The following is a 16,731-nucleotide window of genomic DNA, read 5'->3' as shown; positions in this document are numbered from 1 at the left end:
AAGGGCCGGAACCTCCTGTCGTGCGTGCCGGGGTCAGGCCGGGTCGCCGCCCAGCGGACCGACGGGCTCGAGCGGCTTGGGGTCGTCGGCACCCGTCTTGCGCGCGCGGGCGATGAAGTTGCCCACGTGGTAGATCAGCAGCGCCGCGACGGTGCCGAGCACGATGCCGCCGAAGGCGAAGTCGCCCAGGTTCATCGAGAACCCGGCGATGCCGATCACGAGCGACACCGCGGCCGTGTACTGGTTCACCGGGCGCGAGAAGTCGACGCGGCTGTCGACCCAGATCTTGATGCCGATAATGCCGATGAGGCCGTAGAGCGCGGTGGTCGCGCCGCCCAGCACGCCGGCGGGGATCGAGTTGAACACCTCGCCGACCTTGGGCGAGAAGGCGAGGAGGATCGCGAACAGACCAGCGACCCAGTAGACGGCGGTCGAGTAGACGCGGGTGGCCGCCATGACGCCGATGTTCTCGCCGTACGTCGTGGTGCCCGAGCCTCCGAAACCGCCGGCGATGGTCGTCGCGACACCGTCGGCGATGAGCGCGCGACCGGTCTGCTTGTTGACCGTCGGGTCCTCGGTCATGGTGGCGACGCCGCGCACGTGGCCGATGTTCTCGGCGACGAGCACGAGCACGACGGGCAGGAACATCGCGATCGTCGACCAGGTGCCGGGGGCGACGAAGTCGGGGAACTGGAAGTCGGGCAGGCCGACCCAGGATGCCTCGGCGATCAGCTCGTTCGGGGTCTTGCCGCCGCGCAGCTCGTTCGGCACATCGAACGAGCCGTTGAACGCCGCCCAGATGAAGCCGACGGCGACGCCGAGGAAGATCGAGATGCGGCCGAGGAATCCGCGGAACAGCACCGCGAACACGATGATCGCGACGAGGGTGATCGTGGCGGTGACCGGGTCGAGGTTGAAGTTGTTCCACGCGGTCGGCGCGAGGTTGAAGCCGATGAGGGCCACGATCGCGCCGGCGACGACCGGGGGCATGAGCGCATCGACCCAGCGCAGGCCGGCGAACTGCACCACGAGGCCGACGAGGGCGAGCAGGATGCCGACGGCCACCACACCCGCGAGCGCCGAACCCGTGCCGCCCGCGGCGACCGCCGCGGTGATCGGCGCGATGAACGCGAACGACGAGCCGAGGTAGCTGGGGAGGCGGTTCTTGGTGATCAGCAGGAAGAGCAGGGTGCCCACGCCGCTGAACAGCAGCGTGGTCGAGACGGGGAAGCCCGTCAGCGTGGGCACGAGGAACGTGGCGCCGAACATCGCGACGACGTGCTGCGCACCGATCGCGATCGTGGCGGGCCAGTTCAGACGCTCTTCGGGGGCGACGACGGCGCCGGCTTCGACGGTGCGGCCGTTGCCGTGGATCTTCCACAGGGGCATGCGGGCTCCTCAGGGATTCGGGGTGGGGGAGTGCTGGAGCAACACTACCGATTCCTGAGTGTTCCCTGGGTGCCCTTCGTCTCGTCGCTGCGCTCCTCGCTCAGGAACCGCGCCGCGAGACGAACGGTCACGCCCCGAGGCGGTCGATCAGTTCGCGGTAGCGGTCGGCCGTGCGTGAGACGATGTGCTCGGGCAGCGCGGGGGGCTCGCCCTGCTTGTCCCAGTGCGACGCCAGCCAGTCGCGCACGATCTGCTTGTCGAAGCTCGCCATGCGCTGGCTCGGCGTGACGCCGGTGCGCCAGGCCTCGGCATCCCAGTACCGCGACGAATCGCTCGTGAGCACCTCGTCGGCCAGACGCAGCGTGCCGTCGGCATCCGTGCCGAACTCGAACTTGGTGTCGGCGAGGATCAGACCCTTCTCCTCGGCGATGGCGGCCGCGCGCGTGTAGAGGTCGAGCGAGACGTCGCGCAACTCGGCGGCGCGCACTTCGCCGACCAGCTCGACGGTCTGCGCGAAGGTGATGTTCTCGTCGTGCTCGCCCATCGGCGCCTTGTACGCGGGGGTGAACAGCGGCTCGGGCAGGCGGTCGCCGTTCTTGAGCCCGGCGGGCAGCGGGATGCCGCAGACCGTGCCGCTCTCCTCGTATTCCGCCCAGCCGGAGCCCGTGATGTAGCCGCGCACCACGCACTCGACGGGCAGCATCTCGAGGGACTGCGCGAGCATGGCACGGTCGGCGACGGTATCCGGGATCTCGCCCTCGGCGAGGTGGTTGGGGGTGTCGAGCTGCGCGAACCACCAGCGGCTCAGCCGTGTGAGCAGGGCGCCCTTCTTCGGGATGCCGGGCGACAGCACGAAGTCGAACGCGCTGACGCGGTCGCTCGCCACGACCAGGATGCGCGTGTCGGCGGGATCCTCCGAGGCGTACAGGTCGCGGACCTTGCCCGAGTAGAGGTGACGCCAGCCGGGGATGCTCTGGGACGTGCTGTCTGCAGGAGTGCTCACCTGCCCCATTATCCCGGTCGCGCGACCGCGCCGTGTCAAGGGGAGTGGCGGATGCCGCGGCATCCGCGATGCTCTCCGCAACGAACGGAGGATGCATGTCGAAGGAACTGTCGAAGGGTGACCGGGTGAGCTGGAACACCTCGCAGGGGCGCACACGAGGGACCATCGAGGAGAAGCGCACGAAGGACTTCGAGTTCGCGGGGCAGCATTTCACGGCGACGGCCGATGACCCGGCCTACATCGTGGAGTCGGAGAAGAGCGGTGATCGCGCCGCGCACAAGGGATCGGCCCTGCGGCGACTGAAGAGCTGACGGCGCGCCCCCGCAGCGCCGTCAGCCCGGTCGGTGTCAGTCGTTCAGGTGCGCGATCGCGTAATCCGCCTCTTCGGGCGTGAACTTCTCGCCGTACTCGCTGACGAGCTGGTCGCGGATCGCCGACGGTGACATGGCCATCGTCTCCTGGTAGGTCTTCGCCTTCTCGAGCGCATTCGCGTTCCAGTCGGCGACCATCGTGTCGACCGCGTACTGCGCCGCCTCAGGAGAGAACTTCTCGCCGTACTCCGAGGTGAGCTGGTCGTAGATGCCGGCCTTGCTCATGTGCATGAAGTCGGAGTAGGTCTCGGCCTTGGTCAGCGCCGACGCGTATTCGGCGGGGACGGCCGGTGCCTCGGGCTCGGCCGGTGCCTCTTCTTCGACCGGTTCGGCGGATGCTTCTTCGACGGGCTCCTCGGCGGCGGTCGTCTCCTCGGGTGCGGCCGACTCGACCGGGGCCGAGACCGCGGGTCGGTCGGAGGTCGGGCGCGACGACGCCTGCGAACCGTTCACGGCGCTGCTGACGATGCCGAGCGCGATCACGATGCCGGTCACGATCCAGGCGATCTTCTTGTGCTCCTCGTGCCCGGCGAGCGCGAACCCCTTCGAGTCGCGGGTCGAGTTCGTGAGCACCAGGATCAGGTCGATGAGTGCCCAGATGCCCAGGCCGCCGAACGTGACGAGCTTCAGGATGCCGGTGCCGACCTTGCCCAGGTAGAAGCGGTCGACGCCCAGCACGCCCAGGAGCAGCGCGAGCAGCCAGGTCACGAGGAACGACTTCTCGCCGATGGCGACGGGCGGTGCGGTCAGTGCGGGGGAGCCGGCGGGCGGGGCGGAGTAGCCCGGGGCCGGGGCGCCGGGCGCGGGGTAGGCCGCCGTGGGTGCGGTGGGCAGCGGGGAGGGCGGGGGCGGGGGCGTGGAGCCCGTGTTGTCGAAAGACATGACGAATCCTCGGTTCAAGGGGTGGGGACGTGGGTGGCGGATCGCGCCCTGATCGGCGCTCGTCCATCACCTTCGCAGCCCCGCTCGGCCGGGGGTATCGGCCATCCGTCCACACCCGGATACGCCGTTCGGCAGAGGGGTCTCGCACCGTCCGGCAGGCGCGCGCGAGGCGCGCGGGGCAATACGCTCGGTCTGTGTCGGCATCGAACCCCTCCTCAGCGCGCTCCCGCGGTCGCGCCGTGACGTACACGGCCGGGTCGATCGCGCTCCTGATCGTGGGCGCGGTGCTCGACATCTGCGCCGTCGCGAACGTGCCCGGCGCCGCGACGTACCCGACCGTCGACGGTGCGGCCGGCGGCACCCTGCGGATCACCCCGGTGGGTGTGGGCATCGCCCTCTTCGCGATCGCCGCGTGGTTCACGGTGCTCTGGCGGCGGCGGCATCCGCTGGTCGTCGTGATCGCCGGTGGCGTGCTCGCCGTCGTCGGCACCTCGTATCTGCTGCTGCTGATCGGGGCCGTCGCGCTCATCCGTCAGAAGCCGACGAAGGTCGCGCCGATCGGCGCCGTCGTCGGCGGGGCCGTGCTGCTGTTCGCGCTGCGCGAGGCGTTGACGCCGTGGGGCGGGGCCCTGCCCTGGTTCCTCACGACCAGCATCGGCGCGGTCGACAGTGTCGAATGGAACGTCGCGGTGATCGTCTGCGCGCTCGTGTCGCTCGGTATCGCCGCCGGGTCGGTGGCACTGACCCGCACGCGGGACCGCGCGGAGCGCAGCGAGCAGCGGGCGGCCGTGCAGACGCAACGAGCCGACGTGCTCGCCGAACAGACCGTGCGTCAGGCCGAGCGCGAGCGCATCGCCCGCGACATGCACGACGCCCTGGCCCACCGCCTCTCGGTGGTCTCGCTGCACGCCGGAGCGCTCGAGGCGGCTGCCGACGAGGGGGTGACCGGTCAGATGGCGAGGACCGTCCGCGAGCAGACCCACGCCGCACTGCAGGACATGCGCGGCCTGATCGGCGAGCTGCGTAGCGGAGCGGATGCCGAGAGCTCCGCTCCCGCGACGATGCGGGCCGTCGGTGCCCTCGTCGCCGGTCTCCGCGGCGCGGGTCATGCGATCACCTCGCTGATCCTGATCGAGTCGCCCGAGCGTGCAGGCGCGCTCTTCGACGGCGCGGTGTTCCGGATCGTGCAGGAGTCGCTCACCAACGCCGTCAAGCACGCGCCGCGCGCACCGATCGACCTGATCGTGCAGGTCTCTCCCGAGTCGGGCGCGCGGATCCGCGTCGTGAATCCGGTCGGCGCCGGGGTGCCGGCGGGTGCCCCCGGGAGCATTCCGGGCGGAGGGAACGGCGTGCTCGGCATCCGCGAACGCGCCACGGCACTCGGCGGCCAGGCCTGGATCGGCGCGTACGAGGGCTCGTTCATCGTCGACGTGACGCTGCCCTGGCAGGAGCGCGGCTGACCCGCGCCGATATGCTCGGTGCGTGACCGGCTTCGACGACTCCCCCGTGCGGGTGCTGATCGTCGATGACGAACCCCTCATCCGCAGCGGATTCCGGTTCGTGCTCGGCGCCGACCCGTCGATCGAGGTCGTCGCCGAGGCATCCGACGGCGCCGCCGCGATCGAGCTCGTGCGCACGCACCGACCTGACGTGGTGCTCATGGACGTGCGGATGCCGGTGATGGACGGGCCCGAGGCGACCGCCGCCATCGTGGCCGAATCGGGCGCGCGAGTGCTCGCGATGACGAGCCTCGACGCCGAGGGGCAGCTCGTACGGATGCTGATCGCCGGGGCGCTCGGTTACCTGCTGAAGGACGAGGCGCCGACGCGCATCATCGATGCGGTGCGACGCACCGCCGCGGGCGAGAGCGTGTTCTCGGCGCAGAGCACGGCGCAGCTGGTGCGACGCGCGGTCGAGGGCGAGCAGGGGCAGGGGCGCGCCGCGGCGGTCGCCCGGATCTCGGTGCTCACCGAGCGCGAGCGCGATGTCGCCGTGCGGGTGGCTTCGGGCGCCACGAACCAGGAGATCGGCGCGGCGCTGCACATCGCCCCGGGCACCGTGAAGACGCATCTCGAGCAGGTCTTCGCCAAGCTCGCGGTGCGCAATCGCGTGCAGGTCGGTGTGCTCCTCGAACGCGCGGGGCACGGACCGATCGACGTCTGACGGCTGCGGTCGCAGCATCCGCCTCCTCGCCGGGGGCGTGCTTGATCGCGCCGCGGAACAGGCGTATAGTCCACGTGGACTAATCGAAGTGGAGCAGGTGATGAAGGATCCGATCGACACGCTCACGCCCATGGGTGTGATGGTGCTCGCGCTGCTGCGCGAGGGCGACATGCACCCCTATGAGATGGTCCGTCTGCTGCGCAGCCGTCAGGACGACCGCCTGCTCACGATCACCAACGGCACGCTCTACCACACGGTCGCGCGCCTGCAGAAGACCGGCCTGATCGACGAGATCGGCATCGATCGTGACGGCAACCGTCCCGAGCGCACCACCTACACGCTGACCGATGCCGGTCGCGACACCGTCATCGCGTGGGTGCGGCGCGAACTGCCCCGCACCGAGAGCGAGACCGACTTCCGCATCGCGCTCGCCGAAGCGCACAATCTCGAGCGCGACGACGTCACCGCGCTGTTGCGCGAGCGTCGTTCCGCTCTCGTCGACAGCCACGTGGCCCACCGCGACGGGCTCCGCGCAGCACACGAACGGGGTACTCCCGCGCAGGTGCTCGTCGAGATAGAACGCCAGGAGGCACTGCTCGAGGCCGAGGTGCGCTGGCTCGACACCCTCCTCACCCGACTCGACGGCGACGGGCTCCGCTGGGGCCCGAACGACTTCGACGACACAGACCGCTACATCGCTCAGCGAAAGGCTGCACAGCAATGACCGATTCCCGACAGGCCGTCGGCCCCCAGACCGGCCCCTTCGCCGCGGGGCAGGCACCGAAGAGCCCCTGGCCCGCCCTCTGGGCGCTCGTCATCGGCTTCTTCATGATCCTCGTCGACACGACGATCGTCTCGGTCGCGAACCCCGCGATCAAGGCCGCCCTCGACCCGAACACCAACAACCTCGACAACGTCGTGTGGGTGACCAGCGCTTACCTGCTCACCTACGCCGTGCCGCTGCTGATCACCGGCCGCCTCGGCGACCGTTTCGGCCCGAAGAACATCTACCTCATCGGACTCGCGATCTTCACCGCGGCATCCCTCTGGTGCGGTCTGTCGAGCTCGCTCGAGGGTCTGATCGCGGCCCGCGCCGTGCAGGGTCTCGGCGCTGCGTTCATGACCCCGCAGACCATGGCCGTCATCACCCGCACCTTCCCGCCCGAGCGCCGCGGCGCGGCCATGGGCCTGTGGGGTGCGACCGCCGGTGTCGCGACGCTCGTCGGCCCGCTGCTCGGCGGCGTGCTCGTCGACGGCCTCGGCTGGGAATGGATCTTCTTCGTCAACCTGCCCGTCGGCGTGATCGCCTTCGTCGCCGCGTGGATCCTCGTGCCAAAGCTCAAGACGCACCCGCACCGCTTCGACATCCTCGGTGTCGTGCTGAGCGCCGTCGCGATCTTCCTCGTGGTCTTCGGCCTGCAGGAGGGTGAGAAGTACGACTGGGGCATCATCTGGGGCCCGATCTCGGTGTGGGGCATGATCATCGCCGGCATCGTGGTGCTCGCTATCTTCATCGTGCAGCAGTGGAAGACGAAGTCCGAGGCGCTCGTGCCGCTGGAGCTCTTCAAGGACCGCAACTTCTCGGGCGCGAACGTCGCGATCGCCGCGGTGGGCTTCACGGTGACGAGCATGTCGCTGCCGCTGATGTTCTTCCTGCAGACGGCCCGGGGCCTCACCCCGACCGAAGCCGCGCTGCTGATGATCCCGATGGCGGTGCTCTCGGGCGTGCTGGCTCCGGTCGCGGGCAAGATCCTCGACCGCACCGACCCCCGCATCATCCTGATCCCGGGTCTGCTCGCCGTCTCGGGAGCCCTGTTCTGGTACTCGTCGCTGGTGAACATGGACACCCCGATCTGGATGTTCCTGTTCCCCTCCGCCCTCATGGGCCTCGGCAACGCCGGTATGTGGGGTCCGCTCGCGACGACCGCCACCCGGATGCTCCCGATGCGCCAGGCGGGCGCGGGCGCGGGCATCTACAACACCACCCGCACGATCGGATCGGTGGTCGGATCGGCCGCGATCGCCACGTTCATGCAGGCGCGCCTCGAGGCGAACCTGCCCGGCATGGACGACGCGGGCGCGTCGATCGGCTCGGGCGGAAGCCTTCCGGATGCCGTCGCCGAGGGCTTCTCGACGGGCATGTCGCAGGCGATCCTGCTGCCGGCCTGCGTGATCCTCGTCGCGCTCATTGCGTCGCTGTTCCTGCGCGGTGCGCCGAAGCATCCGACCGTCTGATCCCCCGACGAACGCCCCGCCCCGAAATGGGCGGGGCGTTTCGCGTTGACTAAGGTAGACGGGCGGCGACCGGCCGGTCGCCACCCCGATCCGAGGAGCATCCGTCGTGATCCCACACCCCTCTTCCCTGCGCGCCCGGCTCCGCCGCCTCGCCCGCACGACCGGAGCCGCCGTGCTCGCGACCGCCGTCGCGGGCGCCGCGCTGCTCGGCGGAGCCGCCCCCGCCACGGCCGCCGACGGTGAGACGTACGTCATCGGCACCGACACGACCTTCGCGCCGTTCGAGTTCACGAACTCCGACGGCGAGCTCGTCGGCATCGACATGGACCTGCTCCGCGCGATCGCCGATGACCAGGGCTTCGAGGTCGAGATCCGCCAGCTCGGATTCGACGCGGCCCTGCAGGCCCTGCAGTCGAACCAGGTGGATGCCGTCATGGCCGGCATGTCGATCACCGAGGAGCGTCAGCAGACGTTCGACTTCAGCGAGCCGTACTTCACCAGCGGCATCCAGCTCGGCGTTCTCGAGTCGAGCGACATCGATTCGCTCGACGACCTCGACGGCAAGACCGTCGCGGTGAAGACCGGTACCCAGGGCCAGACCTTCGCCGAGGACAACCAAGACGAGTACGGCTTCCGCATCACGCCCTACTCCGACACGACCGACATGGTGGATGCCGTCAAGGCGAACCAGGCGGTCGGCTACTTCGAGGACTTCCCGGTGCTGGCGTACGGCATCCAGCAGGGCTCCGGTTTCCGGCTCGTGGGCGAGCCCGAGCTCGGCGGCGAGTACGGTTTCGCGGTCAACAAGGGCATGAACCCCGAGCTGATCGAGAAGTTCAACGCCGGCCTGGCGAACCTGCAGGAGAGCGGCGAGTACGACGAGATCGTCGACACCTACCTCAGCGCGGGCGAGGCATCCGCCCAGCCGACCGACATCATCTCGGTCGCCGTGAAGTACTGGCCGGCGCTGATGAGCGGTCTCTGGCTGACGATCCTCGCGACGCTCGTCGCCCTCGTCGCCGCCTTCGTGCTCGGCATCGTGTTCGGCTTCGGACGCCTGTCGAAGTTCCTGCCGTTCCGCTGGATCGCGACCGCCTACGTGTTCGTGTTCCGCGGCACCCCGATCCTGGTGCAGGCGTTCTTCGTCTTCTTCGCCATCCCGCAGCTGTTCCCGGGCCTGCAGTTCAACCCGTTCGTGGCCGGAGCGATCACGCTCTCGCTCAACACGGGTGCGTACATGACCGAGATCATCCGCGGCGGCATCCAGGCCGTCGACCCCGGTCAGAACGAGGCATCGCGGTCGCTGGGTCTCGGCCACTGGAAGACCATGCAGAAGGTCGTGCTGCCGCAGGCGTTCCGCATCATGATCCCGTCGTTCGTGAACCAGGGCATCATCACCCTCAAGGACACGTCGCTGATCAGCGTCATCGGCCTCGCCGAGCTGACGTTCCAGTCGCGTCAGATCATCGCCTCGACCTATCTGTCGGCGCAGGTGCTGACGATCGTCGCCATCATCTACTTCGTCGTGATCACGCTGCTGACGCTGCTCGCGAACCGCCTCGAGAGGAAGTTCAACGCATGAGCAAGATCGCCGTGCAGAACCTGCACAAGTCGTTCGGAAGCAACGAGGTGCTCAAGGGCATCGATCTGACGGTCGATGACGGCGAGGTCGTCGCGGTCATCGGGCCCTCGGGTTCGGGCAAATCGACGCTGCTGCGCTGTCTCAACAAGCTCGAGGAGCCCACGTCGGGCAAGGTCGTCATCGACGGCGTCGACCTCACCGACAAGAGCGTCAAGCTCGACGAGGTGCGCCAGCGAATCGGCATGGTCTTCCAGCACTTCAACCTGTTCCCGCACATGACGGTGCTCGAGAACATCACGCTCGCGCCGATCGAGCTGGGTCGTCTGTCGAAGTCGAAGGCCCGCGAGCGCGCGCTGGCCCTGCTCGAGCGGGTCGGCCTGTCGGAGAAGGCGGATGCCAAGCCCGCCTCGCTCTCGGGCGGTCAGAAGCAGCGCGTCGCGATCGCCCGCGCGCTCGCGATGGACCCCGAGATCATGCTGTTCGACGAGGCCACCAGTGCCCTCGACCCCGAGATGGTGGGCGAGGTGCTGCAGGTCATCCGCGATCTCGCCGAGGGCGGCATGACGATGGTGCTCGTGACGCACGAGATGGGCTTCGCCCGCGAGGTCTCCGACCGCACGGTCTTCATGGACGGCGGCGTCGTCGTCGAGGAGGCCGCACCGGCCGAGCTGTTCGAGGCGCCCAAGAACGAGCGCCTGAAGGAGTTCCTCTCGAAGGTGCTGTAGTTCGCGGCATCCGCTCTTCGTCGAGACTTACTTCGTCGAGACCCACCACTCGCGTCGAGCCCCACCGGTATCGGCGTCGGGAAAGGTGGGTCTCGACGTTTGCGGTGGGTCTCGCTCGACGGCACGCGGGCGGTTTGCGACCGGACACCGCCATCTGATGGGGTGGGGCGATGACCGTGCAGCTCGTTCGACCGACCGCCGACCTCCTCGACTCGTGGGCAGCCGCCGTGGCGGAGTTCGGTGACGGGCATGTCGACGGGTCGGGTCTGACGGCTCCCGTGACGCCCGATCGGGCGACTCTGGATGCCCTGATCGCGGATGCCGAGCGCCTCGCCGACACCGCGATCGCCCCGCCCGCCGACCGGGTGCACAACGACCTGTACTGGGTGGTCGACGGAGCCGAGGTGGTCGGGTTCCTGTCGTTCCGGCACACGCTCAACGAGTGGCTCGCCGAGGCCGGCGGGCACATCGGCTACTCGGTGCGAGCCTCACGCCGCCGCGAGGGGATCGCGTCGGCCGCGCTCACGCTCGGCCTCGAGCGAGCGCGCGAGATCGGCCTGGAGCGGGTGATGATCACCTGCGACGTCGACAACGAGGGCTCGTACCGCACGATCGAGCGTGCCGGCGGAGTGCTGCAAGACATCAGCGACCAGTCGGCGCGCGGCCAGGGGATGCTGCGGCGCTACTGGATCGCGCTGTAGAGCAGCGTCATTCCGCGACGCGGGCGGCGATGTCGCCGCGGTAGTGCGCGCCCTCCAGACGGATGCGTCCGATCGCGTCGTACGCGCGGGCGCGGGCGGTGCCGAAATCGGATGCCGTCGCCACCACGTTCAGCACACGGCCGCCGGTTGCGAGCAGGTCTCCGCCCGGAGCATCCGGACCCGCCGTCGCGGCGTGCACGATGCGCACGCCCTCGACGGCCGCGGCATCCGCGAGGTTCTCGATCGGGCGGCCGGTCTGCGGGGCCTCGGGGTAGCCCTCGCTCGCGAGCACCACGGTGATCGCGACGTCGTCGCCGAAGACGGGCTCGGGCTGGTCTTCGAGGGTGCCGGATGCCGCGGCGAACAGCAGCTCCGACAGCGGCGTGACCAGGCGCGGCAGCACGACCTGCGTCTCGGGGTCGCCGAAACGGGCGTTGAACTCGATCACGCGCACACCCGCGGGGGTGAGGATGAGGCCGGCGTAGAGCAGGCCGATGAAGGGGGTGCCTTCGGCGTCGAGCTGGCGGATCACGGGCACGGCCACGTCGCGCGTGACCTCGGCGACGAACTCCTGCTCGCTTCCGAACTGCTCGGCGAGCCAGGGCAGCGGCGAGTAGGCGCCCATGCCGCCCGTGTTGGGGCCGGCGTCGCCGTCGAGCGCGCGTTTGAAGTCCTGCGCGGGGCTGAGCGCGCGCACGGTGTCGCCGTCGCTGAGGAAGAAGAGCGAGACCTCGGGGCCGGAGAGGAACTCCTCGACGAGCACCGGGCCGGCGGGCAGATACTGCTCGGCGTGCGCGAGGGCCTCGGCACGGTCGGAGGTGACGATGACGCCCTTGCCGGCGGCGAGACCGTCGGCCTTCACGACGTGCGGGGCACCGAGGTCGTCGAACGCCGCCTCGACCTCGGCGGTGGTGGTCGCACGCACGGCGCGGCCCGTGGGAACACCCGCGGAGTCCATGATGCGCTTGGCGAAGGCCTTCGAACCCTCGAGCTGGGCCGCCGCCTTGCCCGGGCCGAAGACCGGGATGCCGCGCTCGCGCAGCGCATCGGCGACACCAGCGACCAGCGGTGCCTCGGGGCCGATGACGACGAGGTCGATCGCGTGCTCGTTCGCAAACGCGGTCACCGCGCCGCCGTCGAGCACGTCGACCGCGACGGGGGTCGCATCCTGTGCGATGCCGGCGTTGCCGGGGGAGACGAAGATCTCGTGCTCCGCCTTCTCTGCTCGCAGAGCGAGGATGATCGCGTGCTCACGGGCACCGGAACCGAGGACGAGGATCTTCACCCGCCCAGCCTATCGAGCCTCGCCCGTCGGGTTTCGGCGGGGTGCCGGGGCGGGCGGCGTTCGCGGGGTGGCACTAACTCAGGACAAACGGAGCGCTATGGGCCATCTAGGGCAGGAAAGCGCAGAATCAGTCGATTTGTCCTGAGTTAGGTACAGGTGCAGCTCGGTCCCTGAGCTTGTCGACGGGCCGCCGGTCCGTGAGCCCGCCGAAGGGCCGCGCCTCGAGGACCCCTCAGACCGGCCGCTCGTCGGCGACGTTCCACGGCACGGTCCACCCGGCCGCGTCGAAGATGCCGCTGAGCACCATGGCCGTGAAGCCCCACACGATCGTGCCGTCGACGTCGAACGCCGGAGCCCGGAACGTGCGGTCGCCGAACGTGCGCACCGAGGTGTACCGCGTCGCCGGGTCGAGCAGCTGCGCCACCGGCACCCGGAACACCTCCACCGTCTCGGCGTGATCGATCGCCGCCACCCGCGACGGCGTGCGCCACCACCCCAGCACCGGGGTGACGCGATGGTTGCTGGCCGCCAGGGGGATCTCGGGCAGGGTCGCCAGCACGTCGACGCCCTCCGGGTCGAGTCCGGTCTCCTCTTCTGCTTCGCGGAGCGCGGTGGCGGCGGCATCCGCATCTCCCGGCTCGACCCGACCGCCCGGGAACGACACCTGACCCGGATGCGACGAGAGCGTGGGGGCGCGGCGCTGCAGCAGCACGTCGAGGTCGCGCGCGACGGCCGCATCGGGCACCACGGCTGGTTCGCGATCGAGCACACCGAACAGGATGAGCACCGCCGCATCGTGCGCGTTCTCGGGATCGAGGAGTGCGGGGAAGGGGCCGCTCCAGCCGTGCCCGGATGCCGCGGCGAGCAGCTCGGCGCGGGCGCCCTCGGGATGCATGCTCATGCTGCGAGCCTACGCGCGGTCATAGGGTGAGGAGATGGCCAAGAAGATCGACATCGTCGACGGACGCACGGCGCTCGACGTCGTGAAGCAGGCGGATGCCGCGGGCGAGAAGCCTCCGCGCCCCGCTCTCGCCACGGCCGTGCGGTATCTGCTGCAGCTGCTCGACGAGAAGGCGCCGGGCAACAGCGTCGAGGTGCGGGTGCCGCCGTTCGGCGCGGTGCAGGTCATCCAGGGTCCGCGGCACACGCGCGGCACGCCCCCGAACGTGGTCGAGATGGATGCCGCGACGTGGCTCGCGGTCGCGCTGGGCGAGGAGCAGTGGGCGGATGCCGCGGCATCCGGTCGCATCGCCGCCTCGGGCACGCGCGCCGACCTCGTCGACGTGCTCCCGCTGCGCCCGTAGCGCGCCGGTACCTAGCGGCGCGCGACCACCAGCGGAACCCCCGTGACGGGGTGGGGGAAGACGTCGACGGGCTGACCGTAGACCTCTTCGATGCGCGGCGCCGTGAGCACCTCGGCGGGGGCGCCGGTGGCGACCACGCGCCCCTGCGACAGCAGGGTGACACGGTCGGCATGCGCCAGTGCGGCGTTGAGGTCGTGCAGCACGATCGCGACGGCGACGCCCTCGGCCGCCTGCAGTCCGATGAGCCTCATGACGTCTTCGTGGTGCTTGAGGTCGAGAGCGGCGGTGGGTTCGTCGAGCAGCAGGATGCCGGTGCTCTGAGCGATCACGCGGGCCAGCGCCACGCGGGCGCGCTCACCGCCCGACAGAGACGTGACCGAGCGGGCGCTGAGCGGCAGCACCTCGGTCGATCCCATCGAGGTCGCGACGATCGCGTCGTCGTCGTCGGCCGCGGGAGTGCGCGCCCAGGGCGAGCGCCCCATGCGCACGACCTGCTCGGCCGTGAACGGGAACGTGACGGTGTTCTCCTGCAGCAGCACCGCCCGCTGCTGCGCGAGGGTGCGCGAACGGATGCCGGTGATCGGCGCCCCGTCGAGCTCGACCCGTCCGGTCTGGGCCGTCACGTCGCCGGCGAGCACGCCGAACAGGGTCGATTTGCCGGCGCCGTTGGGGCCGACGAGGGCGTGGATCTGCCCGGCGTGGATGTCGATCGAAGCGTCGTCGAGGATCGCGCGACCGTCGCCGACGCGCACGGTGAGCCCGGTGCCCCGCAGGCGGACGGTCATGCCCAGCCTCCCGCCCGGCGGCGCGTGCGCACGAGCAGCCAGAGGAAGAAGGGGCCGCCGACGAGCGAGGTGATCATGCCGATCGGCAGGTCGGCGAGGGGCACGGCGGTGCGGGCGACGAGATCGGCCACGGCGATGAGCAGTGCGCCGCCGAGAGCCGAGGCGATCACGAGCGGCAGGTGCGCGGGGCCGATGATCATGCGCATCAGGTGGGGCACGACGAGGCCCGCGAACCCGATGATCCCGGCGAACGCGACGGCCGCGCACACCAGCAGCGCCACGGTGACGATGACCGTGATGCGCAGCAGTTCGACGTTGAGCCCGAGGTGCCGTGCGGTGCGCTCGCCGAGGGCGAAGAGGTCGAGGCTCGGAGCGACGATCAACGCCACGACGATGCCGATCGCGACCAGCGGTGCGACGAGGGTGACGTTCTGCCACAGCGCGCCGTTGAGTGATCCGAGCTGCCAGAACACGATCTGCTCGCGCGTCGAGGTCGTGCCGATGAACGTGAGGAACGCCATCCCGGCGCCCGCGATCGCGTTGATCGCGATACCCGTGAGCAGGAGGGTGACGACCTCGGTGCGCCCACCCGAACGGCTGATGAAGTAGACGGAGAGCACCGCCACGAGTCCGCCGATGAAGGCGAACGCGGGGGTCGTCCACATCCCGAACGAGGCGAGTCCCAGGGTGATGCTCGCGGCCGCGCCGAGGGCGGCGCCCGACGAGACGCCGACGACACCGGCATCCGCCAGCGGGTTGCCGAAGATCGCCTGCATGAGCACGCCCGACACCGCGAGCGCGGCGCCGACGAGCAGGCCGAGCACCAGCCGCGGCATCCGGATGCTGTTGATGACGCCGTAATCGGTGGCGTTCGACGGCGCCCAGGCGGTGTCGATGCCGATGCCGTGCAGCAGCACGCCGACGAGATCGGTGGGGGAGAGGTCGTACTGGCCGCTCGTGATCGATGCGATGCAGGTGATCACGAGCGCTGCGAGCAGGCCGATGACGACCAGCGCGAAGCGCAGCCCCCGGCGCGTGGTCGGCGTCGGGGTGACGACCTCCGAGGTCATTTCGCGGGCTCGGGCGCGTAGAGGGCGCGGGCGAGGGCGCTGATGATCTCGGCCGAGCGCGGCCCGAAGCTCAGGATCTCGCTGTCGGCCATGTCGATCACGCGGCGGTTGGTTCCGGCGGGCGTCTGGGCGACGGCGGGTACGCGTTCGATCAGACCGTCGATGCCCCCGACCGATTCGAGTCCGTCGGTCATCATCACGAGCACGTCGGGCTTCGCGGCGACGAGGGCTTCGGCGGTCATGGGCTTCATGCCCTCCCAGCCGATCTCCTCGGCGACGTCGACGCCGCCGACCGCGTCGATGAGGGAATCGGCGCCGGAGTCCTCGCCGAAGATGTAATAGACGTTCGCGCTGCCGCGCACGTAGAGGAAGAGCATGCGGGCGCGATCGGCCTCGTCGGCGGGCACGATCTCGGCGATCTCGGCCTCGGCGTCGTCGAGCTCGCCCGCGAGGCGTTCGATGAGGGCAGCTCCGCGGGTGGGCACTCCCAGGGCGCCGGCGATCTCGGTGACGAGTTCGTCGGTGGTGTCGATGCGGCGGTCGCTCGAGATGACGACGACCGCGATGCCCGCGTCGCGCAACTGCTGGCGCACCTCCTTGGGACCGATGGTCGTGTCGGTGAGCACGACGGTGGGGGCGAGCTCGAGGATCGCCTCGGCGTTCAGGCTGTGCCCGCTCTGCGTGACGACGGGGAGGTCTTCCGTGCCGGCGAACTGGGTCGAGGCATCCCGCCCGACGACCTGGTCGCCGAGGCCCAGGGCGAAGACGGTCGAGGCGATGGTGCCCGAGATGTCGATCGGCAGGATGCGGTCGGCCGAGGTGATCGTGACCTCACGGTCTTCGCTGTCGGTCACCGTGACCGGCAGCTCGGGCACGGTGTCGTCGTCGATGGGGGTGATGGCATGGCTCGACAGGCAGGCGGTCGATCCGCCCTTGACGGCGCGGACGTCATCGACGAGGTCGAGATCGGCGAGAGCGATGGATGCCTGGGGGCAATCGTCCGCGGGCGTTGCCGAGGCGTCGGGGGTTGCGGCATCCGCGCCGGGCTGTGCGCAACCGGCGAGTCCGATCGCGAGCGAGGCAGCGAGGAAGACGGCAAAGACGCGGCGCATAAGGCAAGGCTATCCTAAAACTTGACGCGAGCCTCGCGCACAGCCTACGCTCAGAAACGGTAGCTGCTTAGTGCAGCCTAACCTAATCCCTTCGCCCGACTGCATAGCGGCACCGCCGGCGTGC

17 protein-coding genes are annotated in these 16,731 nt (G+C 69.8%); 9 read left to right on the top strand and 8 right to left on the bottom strand.

What is annotated here, in order from left to right:
• Positions 1-33: 33 nt before the first annotated feature.
• Positions 34-1,389 carry a uracil-xanthine permease family protein gene (locus tag ACI2JZ_RS13115; RefSeq protein ID WP_404597936.1) on the bottom strand — a complete coding sequence of 452 codons (1,356 nt, stop codon included), beginning with the start codon at positions 1,387-1,389 and terminating at the stop codon, positions 34-36.
• A gap of 127 nt (positions 1,390-1,516) precedes the next feature.
• Entirely contained in the window at positions 1,517-2,401 is an 885-nt protein-coding gene (locus ACI2JZ_RS13110) for a phosphoribosylaminoimidazolesuccinocarboxamide synthase (RefSeq protein ID WP_404597935.1), read from the bottom strand.
• 86 nt (positions 2,402-2,487) lie between these two features.
• Between ACI2JZ_RS13110 and ACI2JZ_RS13105 the strand changes: the two genes are divergently transcribed.
• Entirely contained in the window at positions 2,488-2,703 is a 216-nt protein-coding gene (locus ACI2JZ_RS13105) for a DUF2945 domain-containing protein (RefSeq protein WP_247623633.1), read from the top strand.
• Positions 2,704-2,739: 36 nt separating this feature from the next.
• Here the strand turns inward: ACI2JZ_RS13105 and ACI2JZ_RS13100 are convergent, their stop codons facing one another.
• Positions 2,740-3,645 (bottom strand): Ltp family lipoprotein, encoded by a 906-nt coding sequence (locus ACI2JZ_RS13100; RefSeq protein ID WP_404597934.1) that lies wholly within the window; start codon positions 3,643-3,645, stop codon positions 2,740-2,742.
• Between the two features lie 194 nt (positions 3,646-3,839).
• On the opposite strand from ACI2JZ_RS13100, the gene ACI2JZ_RS13095 reads away from it, so the two are divergent.
• The 7 genes from ACI2JZ_RS13095 to ACI2JZ_RS13065 all read left to right on the top strand — a co-directional run bounded on the left by ACI2JZ_RS13095 (position 3,840) and on the right by ACI2JZ_RS13065 (position 11,051).
• Positions 3,840-5,105 (top strand): sensor histidine kinase, encoded by a 1,266-nt coding sequence (locus ACI2JZ_RS13095; protein WP_404597932.1) that lies wholly within the window; start codon positions 3,840-3,842, stop codon positions 5,103-5,105.
• Positions 5,106-5,127: 22 nt separating this feature from the next.
• Complete coding sequence (locus ACI2JZ_RS13090) at positions 5,128-5,808, top strand: response regulator (RefSeq protein ID WP_404597930.1); 681 nt, start codon at positions 5,128-5,130, stop codon at positions 5,806-5,808.
• Positions 5,809-5,908: 100 nt separating this feature from the next.
• Entirely contained in the window at positions 5,909-6,532 is a 624-nt protein-coding gene (locus tag ACI2JZ_RS13085) for a PadR family transcriptional regulator (protein ID WP_404597929.1), read from the top strand.
• Positions 6,529-8,043 carry a DHA2 family efflux MFS transporter permease subunit gene (locus ACI2JZ_RS13080; RefSeq protein ID WP_404597927.1) on the top strand — a complete coding sequence of 505 codons (1,515 nt, stop codon included), beginning with the start codon at positions 6,529-6,531 and terminating at the stop codon, positions 8,041-8,043. The genes ACI2JZ_RS13085 and ACI2JZ_RS13080 overlap by 4 nt, the downstream gene beginning before the upstream one ends.
• A 106-nt stretch (positions 8,044-8,149) precedes the next feature.
• Positions 8,150-9,625: an amino acid ABC transporter substrate-binding protein/permease gene (locus ACI2JZ_RS13075; RefSeq protein ID WP_247623628.1), complete on the top strand. Its 1,476-nt coding sequence runs from the start codon at positions 8,150-8,152 to the stop codon at positions 9,623-9,625.
• A complete protein-coding gene (locus ACI2JZ_RS13070) occupies positions 9,622-10,350 on the top strand; it encodes an amino acid ABC transporter ATP-binding protein (RefSeq protein WP_247623627.1) in 729 nt (242 codons plus the stop codon). Before ACI2JZ_RS13075 ends, ACI2JZ_RS13070 begins: the two co-directional genes overlap by 4 nt.
• 170 nt (positions 10,351-10,520) lie before the next feature.
• Positions 10,521-11,051 (top strand): GNAT family N-acetyltransferase, encoded by a 531-nt coding sequence (locus ACI2JZ_RS13065; protein WP_404597926.1) that lies wholly within the window; start codon positions 10,521-10,523, stop codon positions 11,049-11,051.
• A 7-nt stretch (positions 11,052-11,058) separates the two neighbouring features.
• On the opposite strand, the gene purD is transcribed toward ACI2JZ_RS13065, so the two are convergent.
• Both purD and ACI2JZ_RS13055 read right to left on the bottom strand, forming a co-directional pair.
• Positions 11,059-12,336 carry a phosphoribosylamine--glycine ligase gene (purD, locus tag ACI2JZ_RS13060; protein WP_404597925.1) on the bottom strand — a complete coding sequence of 426 codons (1,278 nt, stop codon included), beginning with the start codon at positions 12,334-12,336 and terminating at the stop codon, positions 11,059-11,061.
• A gap of 232 nt (positions 12,337-12,568) precedes the next feature.
• A complete protein-coding gene (locus ACI2JZ_RS13055; protein WP_404597923.1) occupies positions 12,569-13,237 on the bottom strand; it encodes an NUDIX hydrolase in 669 nt (222 codons plus the stop codon).
• Between the two features lie 34 nt (positions 13,238-13,271).
• Here ACI2JZ_RS13055 and ACI2JZ_RS13050 point away from each other — a divergent pair, with 34 nt between their 5' ends.
• The gene (locus tag ACI2JZ_RS13050; RefSeq protein WP_247623623.1) at positions 13,272-13,640 is read left to right on the top strand and encodes a sterol carrier family protein; all 369 of its coding nucleotides are present in this window, start codon (positions 13,272-13,274) and stop codon (positions 13,638-13,640) included.
• An 11-nt stretch (positions 13,641-13,651) separates the two neighbouring features.
• Here the strand turns inward: ACI2JZ_RS13050 and ACI2JZ_RS13045 are convergent, their stop codons facing one another.
• Genes ACI2JZ_RS13045 through ACI2JZ_RS13035 form a run of 3 tightly spaced genes read right to left on the bottom strand, consistent with a single transcriptional unit; the run spans position 13,652 to position 16,607 of the window.
• On the bottom strand, positions 13,652-14,425 hold the full coding sequence (locus ACI2JZ_RS13045; RefSeq protein WP_404597921.1) for a heme ABC transporter ATP-binding protein: 774 nt from the start codon (positions 14,423-14,425) through the stop codon (positions 13,652-13,654).
• Positions 14,422-15,495 carry a FecCD family ABC transporter permease gene (locus ACI2JZ_RS13040; RefSeq protein ID WP_404597920.1) on the bottom strand — a complete coding sequence of 358 codons (1,074 nt, stop codon included), beginning with the start codon at positions 15,493-15,495 and terminating at the stop codon, positions 14,422-14,424. The genes ACI2JZ_RS13045 and ACI2JZ_RS13040 overlap by 4 nt, the downstream gene beginning before the upstream one ends.
• On the bottom strand, positions 15,492-16,607 hold the full coding sequence (locus ACI2JZ_RS13035; RefSeq protein ID WP_404597918.1) for a hemin ABC transporter substrate-binding protein: 1,116 nt from the start codon (positions 16,605-16,607) through the stop codon (positions 15,492-15,494). Before ACI2JZ_RS13035 ends, ACI2JZ_RS13040 begins: the two co-directional genes overlap by 4 nt.
• Positions 16,608-16,731 lie beyond the last annotated feature (124 nt).

The organism is Microbacterium sp. NPDC087868, assembly GCF_044900755.1.
Classification (GTDB): domain Bacteria; phylum Actinomycetota; class Actinomycetes; order Actinomycetales; family Microbacteriaceae; genus Microbacterium; species Microbacterium galbinum.
This window is presented reverse-complemented; position numbering and strand designations above follow the sequence as displayed.

Excerpts from the sequence above, each read along its gene's own strand:
- ACI2JZ_RS13055 (WP_404597923.1), bottom strand. The coding sequence starts at position 13,237 with ATGAGCATGCATCCCGAGGGCGCCCGCGCCGAGCTGCTCGCCGCGGCA.
- ACI2JZ_RS13065 (WP_404597926.1), top strand. The coding sequence starts at position 10,521 with ATGACCGTGCAGCTCGTTCGACCGACCGCCGACCTCCTCGACTCGTGG.
- ACI2JZ_RS13045 (WP_404597921.1), bottom strand. The coding sequence starts at position 14,425 with ATGACCGTCCGCCTGCGGGGCACCGGGCTCACCGTGCGCGTCGGCGAC.
- ACI2JZ_RS13035 (WP_404597918.1), bottom strand. The coding sequence starts at position 16,607 with ATGCGCCGCGTCTTTGCCGTCTTCCTCGCTGCCTCGCTCGCGATCGGA.
- ACI2JZ_RS13085 (WP_404597929.1), top strand. The coding sequence starts at position 5,909 with ATGAAGGATCCGATCGACACGCTCACGCCCATGGGTGTGATGGTGCTC.
- ACI2JZ_RS13110 (WP_404597935.1), bottom strand. The coding sequence starts at position 2,401 with ATGGGGCAGGTGAGCACTCCTGCAGACAGCACGTCCCAGAGCATCCCC.
- ACI2JZ_RS13105 (WP_247623633.1), top strand. The coding sequence starts at position 2,488 with ATGTCGAAGGAACTGTCGAAGGGTGACCGGGTGAGCTGGAACACCTCG.
- ACI2JZ_RS13080 (WP_404597927.1), top strand. The coding sequence starts at position 6,529 with ATGACCGATTCCCGACAGGCCGTCGGCCCCCAGACCGGCCCCTTCGCC.
- ACI2JZ_RS13040 (WP_404597920.1), bottom strand. The coding sequence starts at position 15,495 with ATGACCTCGGAGGTCGTCACCCCGACGCCGACCACGCGCCGGGGGCTG.
- ACI2JZ_RS13070 (WP_247623627.1), top strand. The coding sequence starts at position 9,622 with ATGAGCAAGATCGCCGTGCAGAACCTGCACAAGTCGTTCGGAAGCAAC.
- ACI2JZ_RS13050 (WP_247623623.1), top strand. The coding sequence starts at position 13,272 with ATGGCCAAGAAGATCGACATCGTCGACGGACGCACGGCGCTCGACGTC.
- ACI2JZ_RS13100 (WP_404597934.1), bottom strand. The coding sequence starts at position 3,645 with ATGTCTTTCGACAACACGGGCTCCACGCCCCCGCCCCCGCCCTCCCCG.
- ACI2JZ_RS13115 (WP_404597936.1), bottom strand. The coding sequence starts at position 1,389 with ATGCCCCTGTGGAAGATCCACGGCAACGGCCGCACCGTCGAAGCCGGC.